Here is a 25,930-nt window from a genome sequence, read left to right as displayed (position 1 = left end):
GGCCGGTAGACGAGCAACTTTTTTGTCGACGGTTGGATGTGATATTTGGGTAAAATTCCGTTCGAAGTGCCAGCCGTTCGTCAGTCGATCTCGGTTGGGTCGACTTCAGGATGCGTGATCAGGTTCTCGCGACCGATTCGGAGTTTTTCGATCTCCTCGTCATCGTCCATCTTCGAGAGCAGTTGGGAAACCTTCGCGTTCGACCATCCGGTTTCTTTGACGATCGTCGCCTGTTTCATTCGACCGCCGTTATCACTGAGCATTCTGTGGACGCGTTCCTCGTCACTCAACAGCGACGGATCGACATCCTCGACCTCGTCAAACTCGAGTTCGGCGTCGCGACGACCGTCAGAAACCGGAGTCTCGCCCGCCGGCGGAACCGAGCGATTCGTCCCGAAAGAGTTGCCCTCCGCACCGGCATCACCGTCCGCTGTTCCCGGCAGTGAAACCCACGGAACGCGTTCGGAAAGTTTCTCGAGATCCGAGCGGCGCTGAGCGAGAAGATAACCGCCGATGCCGAACACGAGCGCGAACAGGAGGAGTCCACCCCCGATCCATCCGACGTCGAAGCCACCACCGTTCGTACCGACCGACGACAGGAAGACGAGGTCGGGTTCGTTGTCTAATTCCGTGGGACCGGTCCAGGTGTAGACACCGTCGTCCTCGCCCGGGGTCGCCCCTTCGTAATTTGGCGGGACCTGAATAACGAGTTGTTGGTTGCTGTTGAGGAAGGAGAACAGACTACCGTCATCGTTCTGGAACACGTCGTCGACGTAGATACGGTCACCGTCGACCTTCCCGAAATTCGTCCAGGTAAACGAATAGGAGATGACTCCGATTTTCGCGTCTTCGACATCGAGGTCGTCATCGGCCTCGATCGTGTCGTGTTCGTCTTCTGTCGGTGCCTCGGTACGGGGCTCGTTCCACTGGTCGTCCTCAATCGACATCTCTCGATCGACCGCCTGCTCGGCGTTTGCTCTGGCCTGATCGAACGCCGTTATGGGGTAGTCGTCGTTGGAGACTCGGTCGGTAGCAAACTCCATAAACCGTTCAGTCTCGTCGTCGTCTTCCAGAATGAAGCGACTTTCGACGGTCCATTCAGCGTCTCCGGATTCGGTTATGTTGATGGTGAAGACCTGTTTCGGATCCGCGGCCCCGAAACTGTCCGAGTGTTGGACAGTCGTTGCGGTGGAAGCGTGGACGGCGGTTCGATCGTCCACCGTCGGTGCGGGCGTAGATGGAGAGGCGGCCACTGCTCCGAGCGTCGACGTAACGAGGAGGGCTGTGAGGGCAAGCGTGAAGGCGGTCGATAACCGCATACGTACAATCGGTGGTTTCCCAGGGGAAAAAACACTTTCCATCGGAAAATCACGTATTACTTCGTCGGGTGCGTTCGCAGTCTGGTGGTAGTCCGCGATTACTATCGATCGTCACTTGTCGACTCATTTTTGTACCAGAGGGTTATAGAGTAATGTAATGACGAACGCGATGCCCGCCCTCCTCGCGTTGCTTCTCGTCTTCTCCCTCCCAGCGATGGCCGTCAGTGCGGCGAATCCATCAGCCGCTGGTAGCCACGTTGATGAGAGATACGAGGCGACGACCGTCCAATCCGTCGAACCGACGGCCCTCGACGGCACGACGAACCGCCTCGAACTAACTGGAGAGACTCGGACGGACACGGTCGACTATAGCACAACATTAGGGACCGAACTCGCGACCGCTGACGACGAACTGCGGAGCGAATACGATCGATACACAATCCTCGACCACGAGTTCGACGAAGCGACGAGCGACGAGCAGATCTCGATGATCAGGTCGGCGAGAGAGTACGTCCAGAACCGAACGAACGAGCTCGAGGACCGCTCGCACACGGCCGCCGCCGCTCACGCGAACAACGAAATCTCTAGCGAACAGTTCATCCAAAAGCTCATCAGGAACTACAACGAGGCGAACTCGCTCGCTGACACGATCGACGAAATCGACGACAAAGAGGACCAGATTCTGGGCTACAGCATCGACCTCACCGAAGACGAACATCGACTCGACATGCAACAGGGGTCGGTTCGATCGCTAGCCGATGGAACGACGCAGGAAACCGCAACGGGACAGACTATCGAGATCGAAACGTCCGAAAACGGGTATCAACTCGAAACGATAGTCGATGACACGTACGTCGTCGAAACGACTCGCTTCGACAACCGAGATAGAGATGGTTGGGACGAGTTCGATGAAACGATAGATGCGTTCCATCACACGGAAGACCTGTACCCGTGGGCGGCAGAAGACGGTGAAACGAGCTTCCGCGATCGCAACGAGGACCCAGCGAACTTCTATCACGCCGAAATATCCCACAGTCAGGGAGTCCTCTCTACGTTCCTCGACAGTAACTCCGGCGAGATCTACCACGAGGTCCAGGAGTTGAGCCTCGATTCGTTACCGATTTCCGAAACGACGACGGAGACGGACAACGGCCTGGTTCTCACCCACAACGAGACGCCGTCGAACGGTCCAATCGAGATCATCGTCAACGACTCGGAGTCAGACGATCCCGTCGAGTCTGCAACCGTATCCATCGACGGAATCGAGGCCGGTGAGACCGACGACAAAGGGACAATCTGGCTCTTGCCACCGGACGAAGAGTACACCGTCGAAGTCGAGGCAAACGGTGGGGAAGTCGAACTGACGAGACCCTAGCTGGCCGAGGGTTTATCCCGGATAACGGATCCATCGTTCCGTGTGGCTTCGAACGATAGGGCGTTCCAAACGCGAAATTCAGACTTTCCGCGGGGAACGAAAGCGGAGACTCGAGCGGTCAGCTCGCTCGTCGGGATACTGACGTTGCTCGTCGTTACCGTCGTTCTCGCAGCCGTCGTCGCAGCCGGTGCAAACTCGATTGGAACGGCACCGTCTCCGCCGGCGGCCGGATTCGATCTCGCTGCCGACGGTCAGCAGTCGACGATCGAACTCGAACACATCGGCGGAGACTCGATCGACGTCGACAAACTCGCGATAACCATCGAAATAAACGGCGACCCCCTCGAATCACAGCCGCCCGTTCCGTTCGTCGGTGCGGAGGGGTTCGATGAGACGCCGACCGGACCGTTCAACGCCAGAAGCGATTCGATCTGGCGCGGAGGAGAATCTGCGAGCGTCCGACTGGCGTCGACGAACGAACCGGGATTAGAGACGGGCGATACGGTTACCGTGACGCTCGCTATTGATACCCATCGAATCGCGGTACTCGAGGAGACGGCAACCTGACGGCTTTGAGAAGATGGCAACCTAACAGGGATAAGAACGCGACGCCGATCGACGCGAGCTAGAGACCAAACGCGACGCGGTAAGCGAAACGCGTCGAGTCAATTCTCGGGGGCACGACCGATCGTCGTGATCGCAACGTCGGGTTCGTAAGACGGCCCCATGAACTTGTGTTTGACCTCCTCGAAGCCGGCCGTTTTGAACATTCGGTCGGCCTCGTACTCGTCGTAAAAGAGCATCATCGCGTCGGCGAGTTTCTGTGCGGCGAGGCGGTCGGGATAGTTCGGTCCGACGACGAGGACCTGTCCGCCCGGTTTCAGGACGCGACGGAACTCTCGAAGCGCCAGGATCGGATTCGGCCAGTATTCGATCGATCCCGAGGACCAGACGACGTCGAACGTATCTGTCGCGAAGGGGAGCCGCTCGGCATCCCCGCGGTGGAACTGGACGGACGGATTTCGTTTGCCGAACTTTCCGTAGGCCTTCTCGAGTTGGTGTTCGCTCTGATCGAGCGCGTAGACGTGATCGACTTCCTCGAGTAAGCCCTCGGTCCCGAATCCGGTCCCACAACCGACATCGAGCACCGTCATATCCTCCGCAAACTCGAGCAAGTCGAGGGCCTCGGTTCGCATTTGTTCGTTCCAGATGAACGGGTTGATCCGGTCGTACACCGTCGAGAGGTACTTATAAAAGAGCCGAGCCCTGGCTTTGTTCTCGAGGATTCCCATTAGTCGTAGGGTTTCAGTTCGAACACAATATGCTTGCTGTTCTGTCCTTTTGGACGAATTTCGGAATTGTGTATTGCGTAACCATGTCATGATTTAGGCGTTTTGACGGCCCAATCAGTGGATCACTTTCGCAACTACCATATACGCGCTTGAGCAAACGTTCGCTTGCTTAGATTATGCCGAGGCCAGAGGTTCTCGAACGACTTCAGTCGGCCGAACACGAGGCCGACGACATCGTCGCAAAGGCAGAAAACGACCGCGACGAGCGAATAGCCGAGGCCCGGGAACGCGCCGAGGAGATTCGCACAGACGCTGAACAGGAAGCGCGTGAACTCAAAGAACGCCGGCTTGAGGAGGCGCGCGAACAAATAGACGACGAGTGCGAACGCGTCCTCGAGGAGGGGAAGGCGGATCGCGAGGCACTCGTCGAACGAGCCGAAGAGCGGGTCGACGACGTGACCGATCACGTCGTTTCCCTGTTCCAGGAGGACGTCCATGCTCAGACCTGAGCAGATGAGCAAGATCTCGGTGACCGGCTCGAAGGGCGTCATGCCCGCGGTCATCGAGACGATTCACGAGCTCAACCTGGTCCACCTCTCGGACTACGACGGCACCTGGGAGGGGTTCGAAAACGGCAACCCCATGGAAGGAGCCGACAACGTCTCCGAGAAGCTGGTGACGGTTCGAGCGCTCGAGAGTACGCTCGATCTCTCGGCCGACGACGTCGCCCCGGGAACGCTCGTTGACGACTGGGAGGCGCGCCTCGAGCGCGTCCGGACCCGTGTAAACGAGCTCGACGACGAGCGAAGCGAGGTCCGCGAACAGCTCCGACAAGTCGAGGAGCGACTCGACCGGGTCGGTCCGTTCGCCGAACTCGGAATCGACCTCGATCTGCTTTCGGGCTACAAGCACGTCGACGTGCTCGTCGGCGAAGGAGCGCCCGAGGAAGTCGACGCGGTGCTCGACGACGCCGAGGAGATCGACGCGTACGAGACGTTTACGGGAGGCGACGTCGTCGCAATCGTCGCGGCACCTGCAGAGGGTGACGAGCCGGCGGGCATCATCGACGATGCGCTCGTCGGGATCGAGTTCAATCGCTACGCTGTCCCGGACACCGAGAAGAGTCCACAGGAGTACGTCAGCGAACTCGAGGAGCGCAAAGCAACTCTCGAGGACGAACTCGACGCGACCGACGCCGAACTCGGCGAGATCAAACTCGAGGAGGGCGGATTCCTCCTGCGGATCGAGGAGGAGCTTCGCATCGAAGCGCAACGGGCCGATGCCCCGCTCCAGTTCGCGACGACGCGTCGAGCGTTCATCGCTGAGGGATGGATTCCCTCCGGAGAGTACGACGAACTCGTCGCATCGTTGAACGACGCGGTCGGCGACAGCGTCGAGATCGAAGAGCTTGAGCGCGCCGAGTACGATCGACACGGCGCGCCGACGCACTCGGCTCCGGTTCCAGCTGAGGAAGGAGGCGTCGTCGGTGACGAAGAGGACACCGACGAGACGGCCGCCGAAGAAGACGGCGAGAAACCCAAGGCGGCAACGGACGGCGGCACGGCGAACCGCGACGACGGTGCCGTGACGATGGACGAGGATCCACCGGTCGTCCTCGACAATCTCACGCCAGCCAAGCCGTTCGAGATGATGGTGCAGATGGTCAGCCAGCCAAAATACAGGGAGCTCGATCCGACGTTGCTCGTCTTCCTGACGTTCCCGGCCGCGTTCGGGTTCATGATCGGGGACATCGGTTACGGTATCCTCTACATGGCTATGGGCTGGGCTTGCTGGAAGTTCTTCGACTCCGACGCGATGAGCGCGATCGGGTCGATCGCAGTCTGGGCCGGCGGATTTACCGTCTTCTTTGGTTATCTGTTCGACGATATCTTCGGCGTCCACATGGCCGATCTCGGCCTGTACTTGCCGCTCGCTGGCTCGCTCTCGAAGGGTATCCAGACCGTCGAGTGGGTCCTACTGTGGGCGGTCGTGAGCGTCATCTTCGGCCTCGTTCACTTGAACATCGGGCTGATCATCGGCTTCATTAACGAGCTTGATCACGGCCTGAAAGCCGCGATCTTCGAGAAGTTCTCGTGGATCCTCGCGCTCAACGGGCTGTTCATCTGGATCTTCAGCCATCAGGACGCGGGAACTCTCGGACTCGGCACGGACCTGACGGCGGCGGAGTACAAACCGCCGTTCCTCGTCGGAAGCGGCGAGGAAGCGGTGCTCCACAGTTCCGATTACTTCATGGATCTCGGCTTCGCCGGGTTCCCCGAACTCGTCGGTGTGATCGGCCTCGTCGCGTTCCTCGTCGGCTTCGTCATGGTGGCCGTCGGTGAGGGAATTGCAGGTGTCGCCGAAACGCCAGCCTGGGCGTTCGGTCACGTCCTTTCGTACCTACGAATCGTGGCCGTCTTGCTCGCGAAGGGTGTCATGGCGTTCGTTGTGAACCTCCTGGTGTTCGGTGCCTACGAGGCTCCCAACGGCTACATGTACTTCGACATCCCAGGCGTTGGGGCAGAAACTGTCGCAGGGACAGGAGACCTCTCCCAACAGTTCGTCGGACTCATCCACCTCGGTGACGGGATCGCGCTCTCGGCTCTCGGCATCATCCTCGGTGTCGTAGTGTTCGTTGTCGGTCACATCGTCGTCCTCCTGCTCGGCATCACCGCGGCGGGCATTCAGATGCTCCGCCTCGAGTACGTCGAGTTCTTCCAGAAGTTCTACGAGGGCGGCGGCGAAGAGTACGAGCCGTTCGGTGACGATCGAACACACACAGATCAGACACACACAGCGGATTAAGCGCGTTTACGTCGAATCTCGTTTTTCTCATCGTTCGTTCGAAGTCACGGAACGACTCGAATCGACACTCGTGTTACTCCCAAACACAGCAGTCTAAGGCCTAATGAGAGGGCTTAGCTATGTCGAATTCTTTCGGGGGATTTATAGTGTCCGCGTGGCGAGAATAGCCTGTTCGAAGCCGTTGAACGACACCGAGAACTACCTTACACATGATTGAAATTGGAGCCGCACTTACCGAGGTCGTACTGCAGAACGGAACCGTCGAAGAATCACCGTTCCTCACTGATTACGGTGCCGCAGCGATCGCTGTCGGACTGGCAGCGCTTGCATCAGGATACGCAGAACGTGGTATCGGCGCCGCTGCCGTCGGTGCTGTCGCCGAGGACCGAGACATGCTGATCCCAGGGATCATCCTGACGGTGCTTCCGGAGACACTCGTTATCTTCGCGCTCCTCATCGTCATCCTCGCCCTGTAATCGCCCCCCTTTTCTCACAATGAGTTTGGACACAGTCGTTGAAGACATTCGAGAAGAAGCCCACGCGCGTGCGGAAGACATACGCGCAGAGGGTGACGCCCGCGCCGAGGAGATCGAATCGGCAGCCGAGGCAGACGCCGAGGAGATTACAGCCTCAGCAGAGCGCGAGGTCGAACGTGAGATCGAGCAGCTTCGCGAACAGCGACTCTCCAGTGCGAAACTGGAGGCGAAACAACAGCGCCTGGAGGCACGCCGCGACGTCCTCAACGACGTTCACGAAACCGTCGAAGACGAACTCGTAGCGCTCGAGGGAGACACCCGTGAAGAACTCACGCGAACACTCCTCGACGCCGCGGCAGTCGAGTTCGACGATGGCGAAGACGTGAGCGTTTACGGTCGATCCGACGACCAGGAGCTTCTCGAGTCGATCCTCGAGGAGTACGACGGCTACACGTTCGCCGGAGACTACGATTGTCTCGGCGGCGTCGTCGTCGAGAGCGAGCAATCGCGAGTCCGTGTGAACAACACGTTCGACTCGCTGCTCGAGAACGTCTGGGAAGACAACCTCCGGGAGATCAGCGACCAACTATTCGAGCAATGAGCGCAGGTGCCTCAAATCCGGAATACGTGAACGCACGTGTTCGGTCACGCCGAGCCGCGCTGTTCGCAGACGAGGATTATCGGAAGTTGGTCCGGATGGGGCCGAGCGGGATCGCACGGTTTATGGAGGAGACGGAGTACGAACGCGAAATCAACCAGCTCGGCACGCGGTTTTCCGGCGTCGACCTGATCGAATACGCGTTGAACCAGAACCTCGCAAGACACTTCGAGGACTTGCTAGACTGGTCGAACGGTCGCGTCTACGACCGTATCGCCCGCTACCTCAGAAAGTTCGATGTCTGGAACCTAAAAACGATCATCCGCGGCATCTACACGGACACGCCCGCCGAAGAGATCGAAACCGACCTCATCCGCGCCGGCGAACTCGAGGAGGCGACGATCGATCGACTGCTCGAGGTCGACGAGATCGAAGACGCGATCGAGGTGCTCGGTCGAACGATGTACTACGAGCCGCTTTCTGAAGCCTACGAGGTGTACGAGGAGACCGGCGTTCTCGTTCCGCTCGAGAACGCACTCGACAGGGAGTTTTACGAGCACTTACTCGACGACCTCGGACGACCGTCCGAAGGGCCGGACGCCCTCTACGTCGAGTTCCTGCAGGCGGAGATCGACTTCCGGAACGCTCGGAACGCGCTTCGGCTCGCACGAAGTGGCTCCGGCCTCGATCCGGCGGAGTACTACATCGAAGGCGGCGTCCTGTTCGACGAGTCCGAACTCTCCCGACTCGTCACGGACTACGACGAACTCGTCGATCACATCGCAGAGAGCGGACGATACGGCGATCGCCTCTCGACCGCGCTCGGACGACTTCGTAACGCAGAGAGCCTCATTCAGTTCGAACACGCACTCGATGCCGCACTCCTCGAGTACTCGGATCGACTCTCGAGTATTTACCCGGTCTCGGTATCGGCAGTGTTGTCCTACATCCTCGCGAAAGAACGCGAAGTCGAGAACATTCGCGCGATTGCACGAGGTCGCGAAGTCGGACTGGACGAAACCGAGATCGAAGAGGAACTGGTGATCCTATGAGCCAGGAAATCGCAGTTGTCGGCAGTTCGGAGTTTACCACCGGCTTTCGGCTGGCGGGTGTCCGCCGGTTCGAGAACGTGCCGGACGACCAGAAGGGAGAAGACTTAGACGACGCCGTCACCACAGTCTTGAACGACGACGGAGTTGGCATCGTCGTCATGCACGACGACGATCTCGAGCACCTCTCTCGAAACGTCCGACAGAACGTCGAAACGAGTGTCGAACCGGTCGTCGTCACCATCGGAAGCGGTACCGGTGGCGGCGGACTCCGTGACCAGATCAAGCGCGCGATCGGTATCGACCTGATGGAAGAGGACGAAGACGATAACGAGAACTAGTATGAGTCAGGCAGACAACACGGAAGCCGCCGAATCTGGCGGTGTCATCGAAAGCGTGAGCGGTCCAGTCGTGACCGCCGCGGACCTCGACGCCCGGATGAACGACGTCGTCTACGTCGGCGACGAAGGGCTGATGGGCGAGGTTATCGAAATCGAAGGGAACCTGACCACGATTCAGGTGTACGAAGAAACCTCCGGCGTCGGCCCCGGCGAACCCGTCGAGAACACGGGCGAACCGCTCAGCGTCGACCTCGGACCGGGAATGCTGGACTCCATCTACGACGGCGTCCAGCGCCCGCTCGATGTCCTCGAGGACAAGATGGGGACGGCGTTTCTCGACCGCGGTGTCGACGCCCCCGGTATCGACCTCGAGAAAGAGTGGGAGTTCGAGGCCGAAGTCGCGGAAGGCGATTCGGTCGAACCCGGTGACGTCGTCGGCGTCGTGCCGGAGACGGTCACCATCGAACACAAAGTGATGGTCCCGCCGGACTACGAAGGCGGAGAAGTCACGAGCGTCGAAAGTGGCGAGTTCACGGTCGAGGAGACCGTCGTCGAACTGGACAGCGGCGAGGAGATCCAGATGCACCAGGAGTGGCCGGTCCGTGAGGCCCGTCCCGCCGGTGACAAGGAGACCCCAACCGAGCCCCTCGTCACTGGACAGCGCGTCCAGGACGGACTCTTCCCGCTTGCAAAAGGTGGGACGGCGGCGATTCCCGGTCCGTTCGGATCCGGGAAGACCGTCACCCAGCAACAGCTCGCCAAGTGGTCCGACGCGGACATCGTCGTCTACATCGGCTGTGGCGAGCGCGGCAACGAGATGACCGAGGTCATCGAGGACTTCCCGGAACTGCCGGACCCACAGACCGGGAACCCGCTGATGGCCCGGACCTGCCTTATCGCCAATACGTCGAACATGCCCGTCGCGGCGCGTGAATCCTGTATCTATACGGGAATTACGATCGCAGAATACTACCGCGACATGGGCTACGACGTTGCGCTGATGGCCGACTCCACCTCCCGGTGGGCAGAGGCCATGCGCGAAATCTCGAGTCGACTCGAGGAGATGCCCGGCGAAGAAGGGTATCCGGCGTATCTTGCCGCGTCACTCTCGGAGTTCTACGAGCGCGCCGGCAAGTTCCAGCTGATCAACGGCGGCGAAGGATCGATTTCGGTCGTCGGTGCGGTTTCGCCACCCGGCGGGGACTTCTCCGAGCCGGTCACCCAGAACACCCTGCGTATCGTCAAGACGTTCTGGGCGCTCGACGCCGACCTCGCGGAACGTCGGCACTTCCCATCGATCGACTGGAACGAGTCCTACTCGCTGTACAAGGACCAGCTCGATCCGTGGTGGGAGGACAACATCGCGGGCGACTGGTCGGACGTTCGCCAGTGGGCGGTCGACGTCCTTGACGAGGAGGGCGAACTTCAGGAGATCGTCCAGCTCGTCGGCAAGGACGCCCTGCCGGAGGACCAGCAGCTGACCCTCGAGGTCGCACGCTACCTGCGTGAAGCATGGCTCCAGCAGAACGCGCTCCACGACGTTGACACCTACTGCGAACCCGAAAAGACCTACCAGATGCTCGGAGCGATCAAGACGTTCAACGACGAGGCCTTCGAGGCCCTCGAGGCGGGCATTCCCGTCGAAGAGATCCAGGACGTCGACGCCGCACCGCGGCTCAACCGAATGGGAACGGCCGAGGAGTACGAGGAGTTCATCGACGAGATCCAGAACGATCTCAAAGAACAACTGCGAGCACTGTACTAACAATGAAAGAGTACCAGACTATCACGGAAATCAGCGGTCCGCTGGTGTTCGCCGAGGTCGACGAGCCGGTCGGTTACGACGAGATCGTCGAGATCGAGACCGAGGACGGTCGAACGCTGCGCGGTCAGGTGCTGGAATCGAGCGAAGGGATTGTCTCGATCCAGGTGTTCGAGGGGACGGGCGGAATCGACCGCAACGCATCCGTTCGCTTCCTGGGCGAGACGATGAAGATGCCCGTCACCGAGGATCTCCTCGGACGGGTGTTAGACGGTTCCGGCAACCCGATCGACGGCGGTCCGGAAATCGTCCCCGACGAACGACACGACATCGTCGGCGAAGCGATCAACCCCTACTCCCGGGAGTATCCAGAGGAGTTCATTCAGACCGGCGTCTCCGCCATCGACGGCATGAACACGCTGGTTCGCGGCCAGAAGCTTCCGATCTTCTCCGGATCGGGTCTGCCGCACAACGAACTCGCACTCCAGATCGCCCGGCAGGCGACCGTGCCTGAAGAGGAGGAAGGAGACGACGAGGACGGATCGGAGTTTGCAGTCATCTTCGGCGCGATGGGAATCACCGCAGAAGAGGCAAACGAGTTCATGCAGGACTTCGAGCGAACGGGCGCACTCGAGCGCTCGGTCGTCTTCATGAACCTCGCGGACGACCCGGCAGTCGAACGCCAGGTCACGCCGCGGCTCGTCCTGACGACCGCCGAGTACCTCGCCTTCGAGAAGGACTACCACGTGCTGGTCATCCTAACGGACATGACCAACTACTGTGAGGCGCTCCGAGAGATCGGTGCCGCACGTGAGGAGGTTCCGGGTCGACGTGGCTACCCCGGATACATGTACACCGACCTGGCCCAGCTCTACGAGCGGGCAGGTCGAATCGAAGGCCGTGAGGGATCGGTCACCCAGATTCCGATCCTCACGATGCCCGGCGACGACGACACTCACCCGATTCCGGACCTGACCGGCTACATTACGGAAGGCCAGATCATGATGGATCGGGATCTGAACAGTCAGGGTATCGAACCGCCGGTCAACGTCCTGCCCAGCCTCTCCCGGCTGATGGACGACGGTATCGGCGAGGGCCTCACTCGAGAGGACCACGGCGATGTCTCCGACCAGATGTACGCCGCGTACGCGGAGGGTGAGGACCTGCGCGACCTCGTGAACATCGTCGGTCGCGAAGCGCTTTCGGAACGAGACAACAAGTTCCTCGACTTCGCCGATCGCTTCGAGACGGAGTTCGTCCAGCAGGGCTATGACACCAACCGCTCGATCGAGGAAACCCTCGAGATCGGCTGGGATCTGCTCTCGATGCTGCCGAAAGAGGCTCTCAACCGTATCGACGAAGAGCTCATCGAAGAGCACTACCGCGAAGAAGAAGACGGCGAAGAAGCCGAAGCCGTTTCGGCTGACTAAATTCGCTCTATTTCGATTCCGATTCTGCTTGTTCTTGGGTAGACATCGACCGACAGGAAGCCGAATAGTCCCGATCAGGTGAACGGACGGCATCAGTCCACGCCTCGGTAATCGTCTCGAGAACCGCTTCAGCGTCGTCGAGTAGAATACGATCACACCGAATATCGAACCAGCGGCGGCGTTCGATCACGAGTTTGGTGTCGGTCAATCGAATATCGTCGACGACAGACCACGGGACAAACGTACGGCGCATCGGTCGCTTGAGGACTATTCCCGCGTCGTGTATCTGCAGTTTCGTTGCCGTCTCGAGAGTGCCGGAACCGGCCATCCCCCACTCCGCGTCGAGGACGCTGCGACGAGGCGGACCGGACCGGATCGCCTCTCGAATGCCACCCCTTCTGTTGACCCTGATCGAGATGCCGAAGAAGATGGAGAACAGTCCGATGAGTACGGACCACCACAGCGGGCGTCCTCGAAGGATCGATCCATCTCGAAGGGCGAACAGCCCGGCGATGGCGAGACAGACCACGCCAAATCCGATCCAATAGAGGCCGCGGTTCGGGAGTAACCAGGGTACCGTCACGATCGGGTTCGTCGAGGTTGCCGCTCGAGCGTATCGGGTCCGTGCCATTCTGGCGACGACCGCGGTGACGGAGCCGGTGACGACGGCGCTAGCCCCAGCCGCGAGCGCTACGACCGCGGAGATCGATGAGAAGACGACTCCTGCGATCCCGACGATGGCGAACAATCCTGGAATCACGAACGGGAGCGCCAGCGATCGCGTTCTACGACCGAGTCGCTCGGGAAAGCCGTTCGCTCGGCGTGCGAGCACGGCACCGGCGATGAGTCCGACCGTTCCGGCGGTCGAAATACTTCCGACGATGGCCAGAGCCGACGCGCCGACTGCGAGCCCGCCGGTGATCAAAAGTGCTAGCAAGACGGCACCTACGTAGACGCCTGCGATGGCGACGAATCCGACGTCGGGCTCCTCGAGCGTCTCCGGAAGCGTCCCGGACTGTGTTCGACGTGACACGGTGTGTGGTAGTTCGTACGAGTGACGATTACAAAATCTTTGCTCGAGGGCAGTTCGTCTCGAGATTATGAGGAATCTGCCTCGTCGGAGAGACTCTCGAGCGAGTGGACTGACCGAAACAAACGTGCCAATCGATAATGATGGTTACTGTGCATGCACAAACCACTGCTCGTGACGGAGTTCCTCGACCGGGCACGGAGCCACTATGGAAACGAAGAGGCGGTGGTCGCTACGACCGGCGAGCGACTGACCTACGACGAGGTCGGATCGCGCGCCGACGGGTTCGCCGCGGCCTTGCAGGAACGAGGTATCGAGAAGGGAGACCGCGTCGCGGTGTTGGATCCGAACACGCACTATCACCTCGAGGCGGCCTACGGGATCATGCAGGTCGGCGGGGTTCACACGCCGCTGAACTATCGGTTGACGCCAGACGATTTCGAATACATCCTTTCTGACGCGGGCGTCGACGCGATTTACGCGGACTACGAGTTCGCGGACGCCATCGAGGCTGTCCGCGAGGAGGTTCCCACGGAGACGTTCATCACGAACGACGTGGAGGAGGTGGGTGGGGATGGAGCGTGGGAAGAGTTCGATGAGGTCATCGAGTCGGCCGGCACCGAGTACGACCGCCCGGAGATGGACGAAGACGAGATCATCACGATCAACTACACCTCCGGAACGACGGGCGAACCGAAGGGCGTCTGTCGAACCCACCGCTGTGAAACGATTCATGCGTATCTGGTGGTCACCCACCAGGAGATCAGCGACGACGACACCTACCTCTGGACGTTGCCGATGTTCCACGCCAACGGCTGGGGACACATCTTCGCCGTGACAGGCGTCGGGGCGAAACACGTCTGTACGCGCGGCGTCGACGCTGGGGATATCTTCGAAGCGGTCCGAAGCGAGGACGTATCCTACATGTGCGGCGCGCCGACGGTCCTGAACATGCTGGTCGACTACTACGGCGACCACGAGCCGGAGACGACCGGCGACTCGCCGGTTCGACTCGCAACCGCCGGAAGCGCGCCGCCGGAAGCGACCATCCGAACCGTCGAGGAGGAGTTCGACTGGTACCTAAAACACGTCTACGGGGCGACCGAGACGGGGCCGCTGATCACCACCTCCGACGCGCGCCGACACTTCGAGGACGACAGCGACGACCGGTTCCGAATCAAGAAACGACAGGGGCTGGCCTACCTGGGAACCGAGATCCGAGTCGTCGACGAGGACGGAGCGGACGTCCCGCGGGACGACGAGACGCTCGGCGAAGTCGTCGTCCGCGGGAACCAGATCATGGAGAAGTACTGGAATAAACCCGACGCGACCGAGGAGGCCTTCTCCGATCGCATCGAGGGCTACTACCACACGGGCGACCTCGCAACGATCGACGAAAACGGGATGATCGCGATTCAGGATCGCAAGAAAGACATCATCATCTCCGGCGGAGAGAACATCTCGAGCATCGAACTCGAGGACACGCTGTTCGACCACCCCGAGGTCGCAGACGTCGCGGTTATCCCCGCGCCGAGCGACGAGTGGGGCGAGACGCCGAAAGCGTTCGTCGTCCCCGAAAGCGGCGACCTCGAGGAACCGGGAGTGACTACCGAGGACCTCCTCGAGTTCACGCGGGACAATCTGGCCGGCTACAAGGCAGTTCGGCGGACGGAGTTCGTCGAGGAACTGCCGACGACCGCGACCGGCAAGATCCAGAAGTACGAACTTCGCCAGGAGGAGTGGGAGGACGAAGATCGGATGGTCGGACAGGGGTAGGCCGCAGAACGCGTTAGGACCCGCTCGAGAACGTCACCCGAGCGGCTACGGCCAACCGATCGTCGATGATGCTGGTTCGCGCGGTCGCCAAGCGCCGACTTCGAGTTCCGGACGGTCGGTCGAAAACCGAGTTACTCGCCCGGAAACAGCGCGAAACCTAATAGTACCTGGCCTGCGGGGGAAGCGATATGGACATCGTAACGGTACTCATCGGGGTGGTCATCGCCGGACTCGGTATCGCCGGTCTCGTAGTGGGGGGAAAGGCGCTCCGGCAGTGGCGACAGCTCAGCGCGAACGATCCGGTCCCGATCAATCAGGCGATCACCGCATCCGGAACGGTCGAAGTCGAGGGCGATATTCGCGGCCACGATTCGACCCTCGAGTCGGTCCACTTCGGCGAGGACTGCGTTGCCTACGAGTACGAAGTCGAGAAGCGACGTAACAGCTCCGGGAGTTCGAACTCGAGCTGGCGAACGATCGATTCCGGCCAAGCGTTCCGGCCGTTCGTCCTCGAAGACGAGTCGGGGACAGCGTACGTCGATCCCGAAGGGGCATCGTTCTCCCTCGAGAAGGAGCGAACGCGAAAGACGAACGCGCAAGGCGAGCCGGTTCCGGACGACGGCTCGTGGAATCTCAGTGTGTCGGCTAACATTCCCGGGTTAGGAAGCGTCGGCATCGGAAACAAACGATACACCGAGAAACGACTCGACGTCGGCGGCCACTGCTATGCGGTCGGGACGGCCGAACGGCCGCCCGCCGGCGTCGACGCCGATGTCGCGATTGTCGGCACCGGGGCACCCACGTTTATGCTCTCGGACGCCACCGAGAAAGAAACGCGAATGCGACTCCTGATGCGCGGAGCGGGCTACGCTCTCGCGGGACTCGCAGCGAGTGCGTTTGGCGTTGTGATCATGGGCGCGGAATTATTGTGACCGATCGGTGTCGCTGAAGCTGACCACTCTCGAAACAGCCTCCCTCGAGAGCAACTGTAAACAGTTATCCGACTGGGGGCGCAACCTCTCCACAACATGGCCAAGGACGTCAAGCCGACCCGCAAAAACTTGATGGCGATCGAGGATCGCATCGAGCTTTCCGAGCGCGGCCACGGCACCCTCGAGAAGAAACGAGACGGTCTCATCATGGAGTTCATGGACATCCTGGACAAGGCCCAGGACGTCCGCGGCGAGCTTTCCGAGGACTACGACGAGGCACAAAAGAAGATCAACATGGCTCGAGCCATGGAAGGCGACGTCGCCGTCCGCGGAGCCGCGGCGGCCCTACAAGAGCACCCGGAGATCACGACCGAGTCCAAGAATATCATGGGCGTCGTCGTGCCACAGATCGAATCCTCGCGCGTCTCGAAGGATCTCGGCCAGCGAGGCTACGGGATCATGGGCACCTCCGCACGCATCGACGAAGCCGCGGAAGCCTACGAGGACCTCTTAGAGAGCATCATCCTCGCCGCCGAAGTCGAAACGGCGATGAAGAAGATGCTTCGAGAGATCGAAACCACCAAACGGCGCGTCAACGCCCTCGAGTTCAAACTCCTACCGGAGCTCTACGAGGGCCAGGAGTACATCGAGCAGTCGCTCGAGGAACAAGAACGCGAGGAGACGTTCCGCCTGAAGAAGATCAAGGAGAAGAAAGAACAGGAAGAAAAAGAAGAAAAAGCTGCCGAAGAAGCCGAGGAAGCAGAGGACCTCGAGGGCGGACAGGCGCCGCCGGTCGGAAGCGCGGCGGGCGGCAACTGAGGGCCTCGATTCCGTGCCGTGCGTTCGGCTCGGGACTCGATCTGCGGATACCCGAAACCTATGCGCTGTTGTACCTGCGGTTCGTCGACCGTTTCGTTCGCCGTTCCGGAATCCTATCGTAAGTTTTCGCCGTCAGAAGCACCTGCGGCCGCGATCTGCTCGCAGTGTCTGACCGTCGATGCACTCGAAAAAGACGACGGGACGGATTCACGGACGGTTTCTCGGGAGACGACCGACTTTACGAGCGTCAGCGACGCGTTTCCGACTCGTGCGGAGCCGGCCGCCGGGATCGCACTTGTGATCGGATTATGTTCGTCGCTCGCGCGCAATCGGACCGCCCTCGAGGAACTACTTACCGACCTCGAACGGACGGGAACGGATCCGTTACTGACGCTCGAAAGAGTGTGTAAGGATCCTTCAGTTGAGCCGGCGATCGATCTCGAGCGTCGGCTCCATCAGCTCGAGCAGCTCGTGTAGTAAACTACCCTACCCTACTTCGCTCACCCCATACGAGGTTCGCTCGTTGAGGGTAGGGCTTTGATGTGGACTCCCGGCAATCAGTCACCAGCAATTGGCCGGTGACTCTTGCCGTTCAACGTCCCACCATTTACACGCACGTCTACTGGTGCGTCTCCGCTCCCCGACTTGGGCGAGGAACGGAGTCTGTGTTTCCGCTTCCGGGCATAGCGTAGCCCGATATTTTTCGCCGCGTTGTAGTCCGCGTTGACCTCGTAGCCGCACTTCTGGCACTCGAAGTGTTCGCCGTCACGGTTCGCTTCGTGTGTGAACCCACAGTCAATCCGAGAACAGCGTTGTGACGTGTGGTTCGGCGCAACTTGCTTCGCCGTGACGCCGCGTTCCGCGGCCTTATACTCGACGTACTCGTACAGGCGGCGGAACGCCCAGACGTGGTTCCATTTAGCCTGTGGAAGCCGCTCACGGATGTCCGTTAAGTCCTCGAACACGATCACGTCGCACCCGTTCTCAACGGCTTCCGTAACGATCTCGTTAGCGACGGTATGGATGTACTGTTTGCGCCATGCTTCTTCGCGTTTTCCGAGGCGAAGCAGCGCGTTGTGCGCGGCTTGCGTGCCGCGCTGTTGCATCTCTCCCCGTCGCTTCTCGAACTCGCGGCACCAGTGGTCGTACTCGTCGCCCTGCCAGAACGTGCCGGTCGAAGCCACTGCGAGGCTGTTGACGCCGAGGTCGATACCGAGGACTGTTTGGTGCTCAGTATCTTCCGAAACCTCGTCATCGTCAGAATCGTACTTCCGAGTCGTGATGTGGAAGTAGAACTCGTCGGTCTCCTTGTCGTATTGGAGTGTGCTTGCTCGGAACTCGTAGTCCTGCGAGAGAACATACTGCTCGTAGGGGGTCGGACTGTCTGCCGGAAGTTCAAAGTCGCACTCGACGCGTCCGTTGACGGTCGAGAGCGAGACACGGTCGCGGTAGAAGGTCGCACTCCGCTTGTCGTAGACCATGCTCCATGACGTGAACTCCGGCTGGCTCACCCGCTTGCCCTGTTTCCACCGTTCTACACACCCTTTCGTCGCTTGGACGGCGCGTCGGATGGCTTCTTGAACGAGGTTTGCGGTGAGATCGGTTTCCTCTCGTAGTTCCGTGTAGAGCGCGTCCCGTGCGGTCGTGTTCGCCATAACGCAGTTCGTGTAGGAGTTGTCGTCCCAACAGAACTCGGCGGCGTGGTTCGCACAGTGGAGGAACTGTCGGGCGGATTCGTGGAGGTCGTCGCGGCGCTCATCCGGAACAATGAGTTTGACCGGCGCGGTTCGACGAACCTCCATGTTTCAGATTATTGTCTAACGATACGTATACGCTTGGGAGTCGGGTAGCTACCGTCGTGCGGTTGCGTCGTCCGTTGCCGGTTTCCTCTCCCGACCTACTCGCTCGCTTCGCTCGCTCCTTGAGGTCGGAGGCTCCACCTCGAATTATGCTGAATCGGCCAGTAAAACGAGTGAGTGGCGATCTGTGTCTCCGCTATCTCGCCGTCGGCGTGACGTTGTTGCTCAGCGCCTGTTTGACCTGCAGTGCGGCACTCGCGGCGAGCCCGCGAGCGACCTCGTCGCGCTCGTCGGCGTCGATCACTTCTTCGGCGGCGTTCTCGATATCCGCCTCAAGGTCCGGCGTAAAGCCGGCGCTGACGGCGTGACCGACGGGTGGTCGGACGGCGACGGTCACCTGTGGACCGCCGGTACCGTGCGAGATATCGGAATCGACGATGTACTCGTTCGGAAGGAACTCCCGCGTTCGGGCGGCGATCCGCGAGACGTCGCGGTGAAGCGTTCGTTTTTGTGTGTTCGACAGATCGGGGATATCCGCCGCTGCACGCTTTCCAGCCCCAGTGACACCCGGCAAGCCCGCGTACGGCGTATTTCCGTTCATGAGAAGTCCTACCAGTCTAATGGGGACGGGCAATAAAAAGGATTCGGCTTCCGACAATTCAGCAAATCGGCTCGCTCGTTCCGTAGACCGCCAACACGACCGCCGTCGTGTACGTACCCGTGTTCGCCTGCGCGCTCTCGACATGAACTCGAGGATCGGCAAACTCCCACTCCCGAAGCTCCTGGCCGGCCGCGAGTCCCTCTCGGACTCGAGTTTCGACGTCCTCGCTGTCGGTTTCGTCGGCGGCTTCGTAGAAGATCCCCGGCCCGTCATCGGCTGATTGGGACCAACCCAATCCCGCGCTTACCCGCCCCGGTCCGGCGGTCGTGGCTCGAGCTTCGACGACGGTGAGCCGGTCGCCGGCGGGGCCGAGATCGGGCGCGGTGCCGACGGCCTCGACGGCGGTGTCTGCGGGAATAACGGAAGAGACAGCGACGAGGTTGTAGTTCTCGATGCCGGCTTCGGCGAGTGCGGCGTCGTAAGATGCCATCGCCGTCGGGGCCGACGCGGTCCCCCAGACGATTCGGATCGTGCTCATTATCCGATTTCGGGGATCGATAGCGTAAGGCGTTGCGATTCGATTCGAGTCACTTCGACGGATTGACGGAGAACGTGCAGTGGCCACGAGCGTCCCCCGAGGAATTGAGGGGGCCGCGAGGCGGGGGAGGGCAAGCGACCACACTGGTACTCACCGCGAGCGAAGTGAGCTGGTGCGTCTTCCGGTGCTTTTGATCGACATTTTGCCGAGGGACGTTTCGCTGGCGGTTTCGCCGCGCAACGAAACATATCGGCGTTCGAACGATAGCGCAAACGGTCGGTTCTATTGGAAAAAGTACCCGGCCGAGGAAATCACGTCGCTCGAGTCGTCGTCTTCGATCTTCTCGATGGCGTCGGTGAAGTCTTCGTGACGGACTTCGGTGCGGTCGTCTCGAACGGCGAACATGCCGGCTTCGGTCGCGAGACTCTCGATTTCGGCACCCGAGTAGCCGTCGGTTTCGTCCGCGAGATCGGCGAAGTCGATCTCGTCGGAAACGGTCATATCCCGCGTGTGGATCTCGAGGATCCGTTCGCGGCCCTCCCGATTCGGTTCGGGGACTTCGATGAGGCGGTCGAAGCGCCCCGGACGGAGGATAGCGCGGTCGAGCATATCGAAGCGGTTGGTCGCGGCGATGATGCGGATTTCGCCGCGGGCTTCGAAGCCGTCCATCTCCGAGAGCAGTTGCATCATGGTCCGCTGGACCTCGGCGTCGCCAGAGGTCTTCGATTCGGTTCGGGTCGCCGCGATGGCGTCAATTTCGTCGATGAAGATAATTGCCGGCTCGCGCTCGCGAGCCATCTCGAAGAGGTCCCGAACGAGGCGGGAGCCTTCGCCGATGAACTTGCGGACGAGTTCCGAGCCGGCCATCTTGATGAAGGTGGCGTCGGTTTCGGTCGCGACGGCCTTCGCGAGCATTGTCTTGCCCGTCCCCGGCGGTCCGTGGAGCAGGACGCCACTCGGCGGGTCGATACCGACATCCTCGAACAGTTCGGGATCCTCGAGGGGTTGTTCGACCGCTTCGCGGACCTCCTGAACCTGTTCGTCGATTCCGCCGATTTCGTCGTAATCGACATCGGGTTTTTCGGAGATTTCCATGGCCTGTGCGCGGGCGTCGGTTTCCGCGTCCAGAACCGTTTGAATGGAAAACGAGTCGTTGACGGCAACGCGATCGCCGCTTTCGACTTTCTCTGCGATTCGTGGAGAGACGTCCGTGAGGACCTCCTGATTGTTTCCATGCTGTTTGACGACCACTTCGTCGTCGTCGAGAACGTCTTCGACCGTCGAAATGTACAACGAGGAGCTTTTGAGCGTCTCGTTTTCGCGTTCGACGGTGTTGACTTTCTCCTGTAACCGTTCGCGGCGCTCCTGTGCAGAATCGAGCTGCTCGGACAGCTGATCTCGAACGTCGGTGAGATCTTCGAAGTGTCCACGGAGCGCCTCGAGCCGTTCGTCATCGGAGAGATCGGGATCGATCTCTCGATGTGGTCGCTCAGGAACAGATGGGCTTCGAGACATCGTGATGTACATCGATAAGATACCCACGATAAATGTGCCTTTGGGTCGCGGTTGGTTTTCGGGTGGACGACAACCGGGGGCATATTGTCACGAACCAGTCGAAGGATGAGACTTAGGCGGTTTCGGGCGGAACTGGCGTCTCAAGGAGGCAACCGAGCCTACCAGAAGTGCGTGCTAGAGGAGTCAGATCGGCGTCAACGAACGGCTGTGACAAGAGAGAAATTCCCGTCGTACCGGTATTTGACCGCGTAATAGAGCGTGTAGACGGCGGTGAACGTTCCGATAATCGCCGCGACGGTGGACGGGCCGAATATGTATGATATCCACATGAAGACCGACCAGCCAGCAAACAATGCAAAGAAGAACACGTTCGATTGGTGAAGGCTGTCCACGAGCGAGACAACGAGAATTAGCGCTGTGACGTACAATGCGGCCAACGAGAGGGCAATGTCGCTCGGTTCGCCGCCGATGGTTCCGTAGAATACCGTGATCTGTACCGCCATGAGTGCGGCGAGCAGGATGGAGACAGGCGTCCACTCGAGTGAGGCTATCGAAGCGCGGAGACGTTTCGAGGTGGGCATACCGTGCTATAGTTCGTCAAGTGACTAAAATACAACCATTGGCCGTCGGTTCTTCCTACTCGAGCAGAGTCGCCATCTCGTCGAGTCGGTCGCCGTAGCTCGAGAGCGCGCGGTCGATCGGATCGCTGGTGCTCATGTCGACGCCGGCGATCCGGAGGAGTTCGAGGGGATACTCTCGAGAGCCCCGCTGGAGGAACTCGAGGTAGTCTTCCGCCGCGGCGCAGTTCGGGTCGCTACCGGGACCGTCCGGAAGGATATTGTCCACGATCGCGAGTGCGGCGGAGATCCCTGTCGAGTACTGGTAGACGTAGAACGCCCGGTAGAAGTGCGGAATGCGCATCCACTCGCGGGCGATGCGATCGTCGACGACGGCCGGATCGTAGTACTTCGCTTTGAGTCCGTGGTAGAGTTCGTCCAGGCGGTCGGCGGTGAGCGGCTCGCCGTTCTCCTCGAGTTGGTGCGTTTCGTGTTCGAACTCAGCGAACAGCGTCTGGCGATAGAGCGTCGAGCGCACACGCTCTAAGAACTCGTTGAGGACGGCCTTTCGGAACGCGGGATCGTCGACGGTCTCGAGCAAGTGATTCGTCAGGAGTGCTTCGTTGACCGTGCTGGCGACTTCGGCCACGAAGATCTCGTAGCCCGAGTAGACGTAGGGCTGTTCTTCCTTTGTGAGTTCGGAGTGCATCGAGTGACCGAGTTCGTGGGCCAGTGTGTACATCGAGGTGATGTCGTCCTGATAGTTCATCAGGATGAACGGCTGCGTGTCGTAGGTCCCCCCGGAGTACGCGCCCGCCTGTTTGCCCTCGTTTTCGTAGACGTCGACCCAGCGTGACTCGAGTCCCTCGGCGACGCGGGACTGGTAATCCTCACCCAGCGGTGCGACCGCCTCGACGACGTGGTCAGTTGCATCGTCGTAGTCGAGGTCAGGCCCTTCGCCGCCCGTCAGCGGCATATAGAGATCCCACATCTGAAGATTGTCGACCCCCAGCGCGTCCCGTTTGAGTTCGGCGTGGCGGTGGAGTTTATCGAGGTTGTCGTTGACGCTGTCGACCAGCGTGTCGTAGACGTCGACGGGGACGTTCGGTCCGTCGAGTGCGGCCTCGCGAGCGGTGTCGTAGTTTCGAGCCCGTGCGGTCTTGACGTCCGCTTTGACGCTGTTCTTGTACGACGCCGCGACGGTGTTTCGCACCGTCTCCCACTCGTCGAAGTAGCCCTCGTAGACGCGCGTTCGGAACTCGCGGTCGGATTGTTTGAGCAGGTTCGTGAAGTTGCTCTGGGTTATCTCGACGGCGTCTCCGTCCGGATCTTCGACGGTTGGGAACGTCATGTCCGCGTTCGAGAGCATGTTGTACACCTCGCCGGTGGCACCCGTGACCTCGCTCAGGTCCGCGAGGAGGGCCTCGACCTCGGCCGAGCGCGTGTGGGGTTTCATCCGCAACACGTCGTCCACGTAGTGTTCGTAGGTCTCGAGCGCCGACTCGGTCTCGACCATCGACTCGAACTCCTCCCGGGTGAGCGTCTGGAGTTCGGGTTCGATGAACGACGCCGCGGACTGGGCCTCGGCGGCGAGTGACTGCGAGCGCGCGGTCAGCGCCTGGTACTCCTGGTCAGTCGTATCCTCGTCGCGGCGCATTCTGGCGTAGGCCGCGACGGTCGACACTTCGCGCATGATGTCGTTGCGAAGCTCGAGAACGGCGTAGAGCGTCTCCGCGTCGTCGGTCGTCTGACCCTCGTAGTCGGCCAGTTCGTCGACGCGCTCGCTCACCGTCGCGTAGGCCTCCTCCCAGTCTTCGTCGGTCGCGTAGATGCTCTCGAGATCCCAGGTATATTCCTGGTCGATTTCGGAGCGGTTGGGTACAGAACTCATACACCGTATTTCGGAACGAAGCTGTGAAAAGCTACCGAAGCCGGTCAGCGGGAGAGATCAAATATGCATCTCGATCGTTCGTTTCGGCTTCCCGAGGGAGAACTTCCGTTCTCGGAAACGACAATCGCACCGCCTTTCACCGGCAGCGTATTGCCGTTCGTCGTGCAATTCGGGATATGAACGAGAGCATTCAGCTCGAGCGCGTCCTCGGGCGGGCGTGGCACGACGATCGGCCGTGGGAGCTCCTCACTGAATTGACCGAACTCCCGCATCGAATGGCCGGTTCGCCGGGCGAACGGCGCGCGGCGGAACTGGTCGGCGACTCGTTCAGGGACGCCGGCCTCGAGGAGGTTCGTCTCAAGGCGTTTTCGATGCCCTACTGGGAACGCGGAGAAACGTCGTTCACCGTCATGGAACCCGTCGAGCGGACGTTCGACGCGATTTCGCTTCCCTACTCGCCGTCGGGCGATCTCGAGGGGACGCTGGTCGATGTGGGCCACGGAACCCCCGAAGAGATCGATGCCGCGGGAGACGCAGTGCAGGGGGCGATCGCGGTCGCGAGTACGACGACGCCGCCGGGTCAGCGATTCGTCCATCGGATGGAGAAGTTCGGCCACGCCGTCGACGCGGGAGCCGAGGCGTTCGTCTTCGCGAATCACGTTTCTGGCCAGTTGCCCCCAACCGGCGCGCTTTCTTTCGACGGCGAAGTCCCTATCCCCGGGATCGGCGTGAGTAACGAAACCGGCGACTGGCTTCGCGAGTACGCCGACCGCGACGGCAGTGCGCGTCTCGAGGTCGGAGCGACGACGACCGACGGCTCGAGTCAGAACGTCCACGGCGTGGTAAAACCCGACCGAAAGAACGCAGACGGGGGAGAGACCGAAGCGGCCGAGACAAACGAATCGACAGCGGAGATCCTTCTGCTCGCCCACTACGACGCCCACGACATCGCCGAGGGAGCACTGGACAACGGCTGTGGAATCGCAACCGCCCTCGGCGCGGCGTCCATCCTCTCGGCTCTCTCCGCAGACCTCGAGTGTCGGGTTCGGGTCGTCGCGGTCGGCTGCGAAGAGGTCGGATTGCTGGGAGCCGAATCCCTCGCGACGAGGACGGATCTCGAGTCGGTTCGGGCGGTCGTCAACGTCGACGGGGCCGGACGATACCGAAACCTGCGGGCGTTCAGCCACGGATCGGAGTCGATCGAGGAACTCGCCGAACGGGTCGCCGACGAGTTCGGCCAGCCGATCGGTCACGTTCCCGAACCGCATCCCTTCAGCGATCACTGGCCGTTTCTTCGAGACGGCGTGCCGGCGTTGCAACTTCACAGCGAACCGCCCTCGGGGAGCGAGCGCGGACGCGGCTGGGGCCACACCGAAGCCGACACCCGCGATAAAGTCGATTCGCGGAATCTCCGTGAGCACGCGATGGTGACCGCCCTCCTAATTCGGGAACTCGCATCCGCTCGAGCCGACATCCCTCGAGTCGGGAAAGAAGTTCTCCTGAGCGCACTCGAGGAACAACACTACGAGTCGGGCATGCGCGCGGCGAACATCTGGCCCGACGGCTGGGACTGATAGCGAATAGCCGGAAATGACTGACAACCGACCCTATGAACCGTCGCAGAGGTAGGCGGATGGGAGTTGTGAGGAACAGGCACAAAACCTCGCCTCAGAGCGGGGAGGATTCAACCGCGCATCTCGGCATCGACGGCGGTCCGAACCGTTCTGGCGACGCCGAGCGTAACGAGATAGCTCCCGGCGACGATGAGTGCGATCAGCAAGAAGAGCCCGAACAACGTGGCACCCGCCTCCGAATGCGTCAGAAGCGGTGCGGCGACGCGATAGCCGAGATAGCCGACGAGCACACCGGCGGCGACCAGAAGCGACGCTCGCCAGTACGCGCCATACTCCTCGGGCGACAGTTCCATGCCCCGTCGTCGTCGCCCGAATCTAATAAACCCACTCGCCAATCTGTTCTCCGAGCAGTACCCCGCCTCAAATCAGATGGGGTCATAACTGATCCCGA

General features: G+C 60.6%; 25 protein-coding genes. 15 read left to right on the top strand and 10 right to left on the bottom strand.

Annotation, left to right across the window (positions count from 1 at the left end; genetic code table 11):
* Window positions 1-80: 80 nt before the first annotated feature.
* Window positions 81-1,319, bottom strand: coding sequence for a helix-turn-helix transcriptional regulator (locus ACYQ14_RS13250; RefSeq protein WP_459888916.1), 1,239 nt, complete (start codon window positions 1,317-1,319; stop codon window positions 81-83).
* 157 nt (window positions 1,320-1,476) lie between these two features.
* On the opposite strand from ACYQ14_RS13250, the gene ACYQ14_RS13245 reads away from it, so the two are divergent.
* Window positions 1,477-2,694, top strand: coding sequence for a DUF7096 domain-containing protein (locus tag ACYQ14_RS13245; protein ID WP_459888914.1), 1,218 nt, complete (start codon window positions 1,477-1,479; stop codon window positions 2,692-2,694).
* A gap of 42 nt (window positions 2,695-2,736) precedes the next feature.
* The gene (locus tag ACYQ14_RS13240) at window positions 2,737-3,261 is read left to right on the top strand and encodes a type IV pilin domain-containing protein (RefSeq protein ID WP_459888913.1); all 525 of its coding nucleotides are present in this window, start codon (window positions 2,737-2,739) and stop codon (window positions 3,259-3,261) included.
* A 98-nt stretch (window positions 3,262-3,359) separates the two neighbouring features.
* On the opposite strand, the gene ACYQ14_RS13235 is transcribed toward ACYQ14_RS13240, so the two are convergent.
* Complete coding sequence (locus ACYQ14_RS13235) at window positions 3,360-3,986, bottom strand: methyltransferase domain-containing protein (RefSeq protein ID WP_459888911.1); 627 nt, start codon at window positions 3,984-3,986, stop codon at window positions 3,360-3,362.
* A 176-nt stretch (window positions 3,987-4,162) separates the two neighbouring features.
* Here ACYQ14_RS13235 and ahaH point away from each other — a divergent pair, with 176 nt between their 5' ends.
* From ahaH to ACYQ14_RS13195, 8 genes are all read left to right on the top strand, one after another.
* Window positions 4,163-4,495, top strand: a complete 333-nt coding sequence (ahaH, locus tag ACYQ14_RS13230; protein WP_283836212.1) for an ATP synthase archaeal subunit H — start codon at window positions 4,163-4,165, stop codon at window positions 4,493-4,495.
* Entirely contained in the window at window positions 4,482-6,791 is a 2,310-nt protein-coding gene (locus ACYQ14_RS13225; RefSeq protein WP_459888909.1) for a V-type ATP synthase subunit I, read from the top strand. The genes ahaH and ACYQ14_RS13225 overlap by 14 nt, the downstream gene beginning before the upstream one ends.
* 209 nt (window positions 6,792-7,000) lie before the next feature.
* Window positions 7,001-7,267, top strand: coding sequence for a hypothetical protein (locus ACYQ14_RS13220; protein WP_459888908.1), 267 nt, complete (start codon window positions 7,001-7,003; stop codon window positions 7,265-7,267).
* Window positions 7,268-7,286: 19 nt separating this feature from the next.
* On the top strand, window positions 7,287-7,868 hold the full coding sequence (locus ACYQ14_RS13215; protein ID WP_459888906.1) for a V-type ATP synthase subunit E: 582 nt from the start codon (window positions 7,287-7,289) through the stop codon (window positions 7,866-7,868).
* Complete coding sequence (locus ACYQ14_RS13210; RefSeq protein ID WP_283836205.1) at window positions 7,865-8,917, top strand: V-type ATP synthase subunit C; 1,053 nt, start codon at window positions 7,865-7,867, stop codon at window positions 8,915-8,917. The genes ACYQ14_RS13215 and ACYQ14_RS13210 overlap by 4 nt, the downstream gene beginning before the upstream one ends.
* Window positions 8,914-9,255 carry a V-type ATP synthase subunit F gene (locus ACYQ14_RS13205; RefSeq protein ID WP_283836203.1) on the top strand — a complete coding sequence of 114 codons (342 nt, stop codon included), beginning with the start codon at window positions 8,914-8,916 and terminating at the stop codon, window positions 9,253-9,255. Before ACYQ14_RS13210 ends, ACYQ14_RS13205 begins: the two co-directional genes overlap by 4 nt.
* 1 nt (window position 9,256) lies before the next feature.
* Window positions 9,257-11,020, top strand: a complete 1,764-nt coding sequence (locus tag ACYQ14_RS13200; protein WP_459888904.1) for an ATP synthase subunit A — start codon at window positions 9,257-9,259, stop codon at window positions 11,018-11,020.
* Between the two features lie 2 nt (window positions 11,021-11,022).
* Window positions 11,023-12,447 carry an ATP synthase subunit B gene (locus tag ACYQ14_RS13195; RefSeq protein ID WP_459888902.1) on the top strand — a complete coding sequence of 475 codons (1,425 nt, stop codon included), beginning with the start codon at window positions 11,023-11,025 and terminating at the stop codon, window positions 12,445-12,447.
* A gap of 7 nt (window positions 12,448-12,454) precedes the next feature.
* Here the strand turns inward: ACYQ14_RS13195 and ACYQ14_RS13190 are convergent, their stop codons facing one another.
* Window positions 12,455-13,480, bottom strand: a complete 1,026-nt coding sequence (locus ACYQ14_RS13190) for a PH domain-containing protein (RefSeq protein ID WP_459888900.1) — start codon at window positions 13,478-13,480, stop codon at window positions 12,455-12,457.
* Window positions 13,481-13,633: 153 nt separating this feature from the next.
* On the opposite strand from ACYQ14_RS13190, the gene ACYQ14_RS13185 reads away from it, so the two are divergent.
* The 4 genes from ACYQ14_RS13185 (at window position 13,634) to ACYQ14_RS13170 (ending at window position 17,481) form a co-directional block, all read left to right on the top strand.
* A complete protein-coding gene (locus ACYQ14_RS13185; RefSeq protein ID WP_459888898.1) occupies window positions 13,634-15,253 on the top strand; it encodes a long-chain-fatty-acid--CoA ligase in 1,620 nt (539 codons plus the stop codon).
* A 188-nt stretch (window positions 15,254-15,441) separates the two neighbouring features.
* The gene (locus ACYQ14_RS13180; protein WP_459888896.1) at window positions 15,442-16,185 is read left to right on the top strand and encodes a GIDE domain-containing protein; all 744 of its coding nucleotides are present in this window, start codon (window positions 15,442-15,444) and stop codon (window positions 16,183-16,185) included.
* Window positions 16,186-16,281: 96 nt separating this feature from the next.
* Window positions 16,282-17,004 (top strand): V-type ATP synthase subunit D, encoded by a 723-nt coding sequence (locus ACYQ14_RS13175; RefSeq protein WP_459888894.1) that lies wholly within the window; start codon window positions 16,282-16,284, stop codon window positions 17,002-17,004.
* Window positions 17,005-17,064: 60 nt separating this feature from the next.
* On the top strand, window positions 17,065-17,481 hold the full coding sequence (locus ACYQ14_RS13170; RefSeq protein WP_459888892.1) for a DUF6276 family protein: 417 nt from the start codon (window positions 17,065-17,067) through the stop codon (window positions 17,479-17,481).
* Window positions 17,482-17,561: 80 nt separating this feature from the next.
* On the opposite strand, the gene ACYQ14_RS13165 is transcribed toward ACYQ14_RS13170, so the two are convergent.
* From ACYQ14_RS13165 to pepF, 6 genes are all read right to left on the bottom strand, one after another.
* On the bottom strand, window positions 17,562-18,806 hold the full coding sequence (locus tag ACYQ14_RS13165) for an RNA-guided endonuclease InsQ/TnpB family protein (protein WP_459888890.1): 1,245 nt from the start codon (window positions 18,804-18,806) through the stop codon (window positions 17,562-17,564).
* A gap of 193 nt (window positions 18,807-18,999) precedes the next feature.
* Window positions 19,000-19,404, bottom strand: coding sequence for a DUF5811 family protein (locus tag ACYQ14_RS13160; RefSeq protein ID WP_283836193.1), 405 nt, complete (start codon window positions 19,402-19,404; stop codon window positions 19,000-19,002).
* Between the two features lie 58 nt (window positions 19,405-19,462).
* The gene (locus ACYQ14_RS13155; protein WP_459888888.1) at window positions 19,463-19,942 is read right to left on the bottom strand and encodes a pyruvoyl-dependent arginine decarboxylase; all 480 of its coding nucleotides are present in this window, start codon (window positions 19,940-19,942) and stop codon (window positions 19,463-19,465) included.
* 282 nt (window positions 19,943-20,224) lie between these two features.
* The gene (gene pan2, locus ACYQ14_RS13150) at window positions 20,225-21,457 is read right to left on the bottom strand and encodes a proteasome-activating nucleotidase Pan2 (protein WP_459888886.1); all 1,233 of its coding nucleotides are present in this window, start codon (window positions 21,455-21,457) and stop codon (window positions 20,225-20,227) included.
* Between the two features lie 194 nt (window positions 21,458-21,651).
* Window positions 21,652-22,038 carry a hypothetical protein gene (locus tag ACYQ14_RS13145; RefSeq protein ID WP_459888884.1) on the bottom strand — a complete coding sequence of 129 codons (387 nt, stop codon included), beginning with the start codon at window positions 22,036-22,038 and terminating at the stop codon, window positions 21,652-21,654.
* Window positions 22,039-22,093: 55 nt separating this feature from the next.
* Window positions 22,094-23,905 (bottom strand): oligoendopeptidase F, encoded by a 1,812-nt coding sequence (gene pepF / locus ACYQ14_RS13140; protein WP_459888882.1) that lies wholly within the window; start codon window positions 23,903-23,905, stop codon window positions 22,094-22,096.
* A 176-nt stretch (window positions 23,906-24,081) separates the two neighbouring features.
* Between pepF and ACYQ14_RS13135 the strand changes: the two genes are divergently transcribed.
* Window positions 24,082-25,479, top strand: coding sequence for a M28 family peptidase (locus ACYQ14_RS13135; RefSeq protein ID WP_459888880.1), 1,398 nt, complete (start codon window positions 24,082-24,084; stop codon window positions 25,477-25,479).
* A gap of 110 nt (window positions 25,480-25,589) precedes the next feature.
* On the opposite strand, the gene ACYQ14_RS13130 is transcribed toward ACYQ14_RS13135, so the two are convergent.
* Entirely contained in the window at window positions 25,590-25,832 is a 243-nt protein-coding gene (locus tag ACYQ14_RS13130; protein ID WP_283836182.1) for a hypothetical protein, read from the bottom strand.
* Between the last annotated feature and the right edge of the window lie 98 nt (window positions 25,833-25,930).

It is taken from the genome of Halostagnicola bangensis (genome assembly GCF_054653435.1).
Note: the sequence above shows the minus strand (reverse complement) of the source record. Positions and strands in the feature narration are given on the sequence as shown.

Bases quoted from the DNA above. Each gene is read 5' to 3' on its own strand.
- pan2 (WP_459888886.1), bottom strand. From the start codon at position 21,457: ATGTCTCGAAGCCCATCTGTTCCTGAGCGACCACATCGAGAGATCGAT.
- ACYQ14_RS13250 (WP_459888916.1), bottom strand. From the start codon at position 1,319: ATGCGGTTATCGACCGCCTTCACGCTTGCCCTCACAGCCCTCCTCGTT.
- ACYQ14_RS13170 (WP_459888892.1), top strand. From the start codon at position 17,065: ATGCGCTGTTGTACCTGCGGTTCGTCGACCGTTTCGTTCGCCGTTCCG.
- ACYQ14_RS13200 (WP_459888904.1), top strand. From the start codon at position 9,257: ATGAGTCAGGCAGACAACACGGAAGCCGCCGAATCTGGCGGTGTCATC.
- ACYQ14_RS13220 (WP_459888908.1), top strand. From the start codon at position 7,001: ATGATTGAAATTGGAGCCGCACTTACCGAGGTCGTACTGCAGAACGGA.
- ACYQ14_RS13160 (WP_283836193.1), bottom strand. From the start codon at position 19,404: ATGAACGGAAATACGCCGTACGCGGGCTTGCCGGGTGTCACTGGGGCT.
- ACYQ14_RS13175 (WP_459888894.1), top strand. From the start codon at position 16,282: ATGGCCAAGGACGTCAAGCCGACCCGCAAAAACTTGATGGCGATCGAG.
- ACYQ14_RS13210 (WP_283836205.1), top strand. From the start codon at position 7,865: ATGAGCGCAGGTGCCTCAAATCCGGAATACGTGAACGCACGTGTTCGG.
- ACYQ14_RS13165 (WP_459888890.1), bottom strand. From the start codon at position 18,806: ATGGAGGTTCGTCGAACCGCGCCGGTCAAACTCATTGTTCCGGATGAG.
- ACYQ14_RS13180 (WP_459888896.1), top strand. From the start codon at position 15,442: ATGGACATCGTAACGGTACTCATCGGGGTGGTCATCGCCGGACTCGGT.
- pepF (WP_459888882.1), bottom strand. From the start codon at position 23,905: ATGAGTTCTGTACCCAACCGCTCCGAAATCGACCAGGAATATACCTGG.
- ACYQ14_RS13145 (WP_459888884.1), bottom strand. From the start codon at position 22,038: ATGCCCACCTCGAAACGTCTCCGCGCTTCGATAGCCTCACTCGAGTGG.
- ACYQ14_RS13235 (WP_459888911.1), bottom strand. From the start codon at position 3,986: ATGGGAATCCTCGAGAACAAAGCCAGGGCTCGGCTCTTTTATAAGTAC.
- ACYQ14_RS13195 (WP_459888902.1), top strand. From the start codon at position 11,023: ATGAAAGAGTACCAGACTATCACGGAAATCAGCGGTCCGCTGGTGTTC.
- ACYQ14_RS13185 (WP_459888898.1), top strand. From the start codon at position 13,634: ATGCACAAACCACTGCTCGTGACGGAGTTCCTCGACCGGGCACGGAGC.
- ACYQ14_RS13215 (WP_459888906.1), top strand. From the start codon at position 7,287: ATGAGTTTGGACACAGTCGTTGAAGACATTCGAGAAGAAGCCCACGCG.
- ACYQ14_RS13135 (WP_459888880.1), top strand. From the start codon at position 24,082: ATGAACGAGAGCATTCAGCTCGAGCGCGTCCTCGGGCGGGCGTGGCAC.
- ACYQ14_RS13130 (WP_283836182.1), bottom strand. From the start codon at position 25,832: ATGGAACTGTCGCCCGAGGAGTATGGCGCGTACTGGCGAGCGTCGCTT.
- ACYQ14_RS13155 (WP_459888888.1), bottom strand. From the start codon at position 19,942: ATGAGCACGATCCGAATCGTCTGGGGGACCGCGTCGGCCCCGACGGCG.
- ACYQ14_RS13205 (WP_283836203.1), top strand. From the start codon at position 8,914: ATGAGCCAGGAAATCGCAGTTGTCGGCAGTTCGGAGTTTACCACCGGC.
- ahaH (WP_283836212.1), top strand. From the start codon at position 4,163: ATGCCGAGGCCAGAGGTTCTCGAACGACTTCAGTCGGCCGAACACGAG.
- ACYQ14_RS13245 (WP_459888914.1), top strand. From the start codon at position 1,477: ATGACGAACGCGATGCCCGCCCTCCTCGCGTTGCTTCTCGTCTTCTCC.
- ACYQ14_RS13225 (WP_459888909.1), top strand. From the start codon at position 4,482: ATGCTCAGACCTGAGCAGATGAGCAAGATCTCGGTGACCGGCTCGAAG.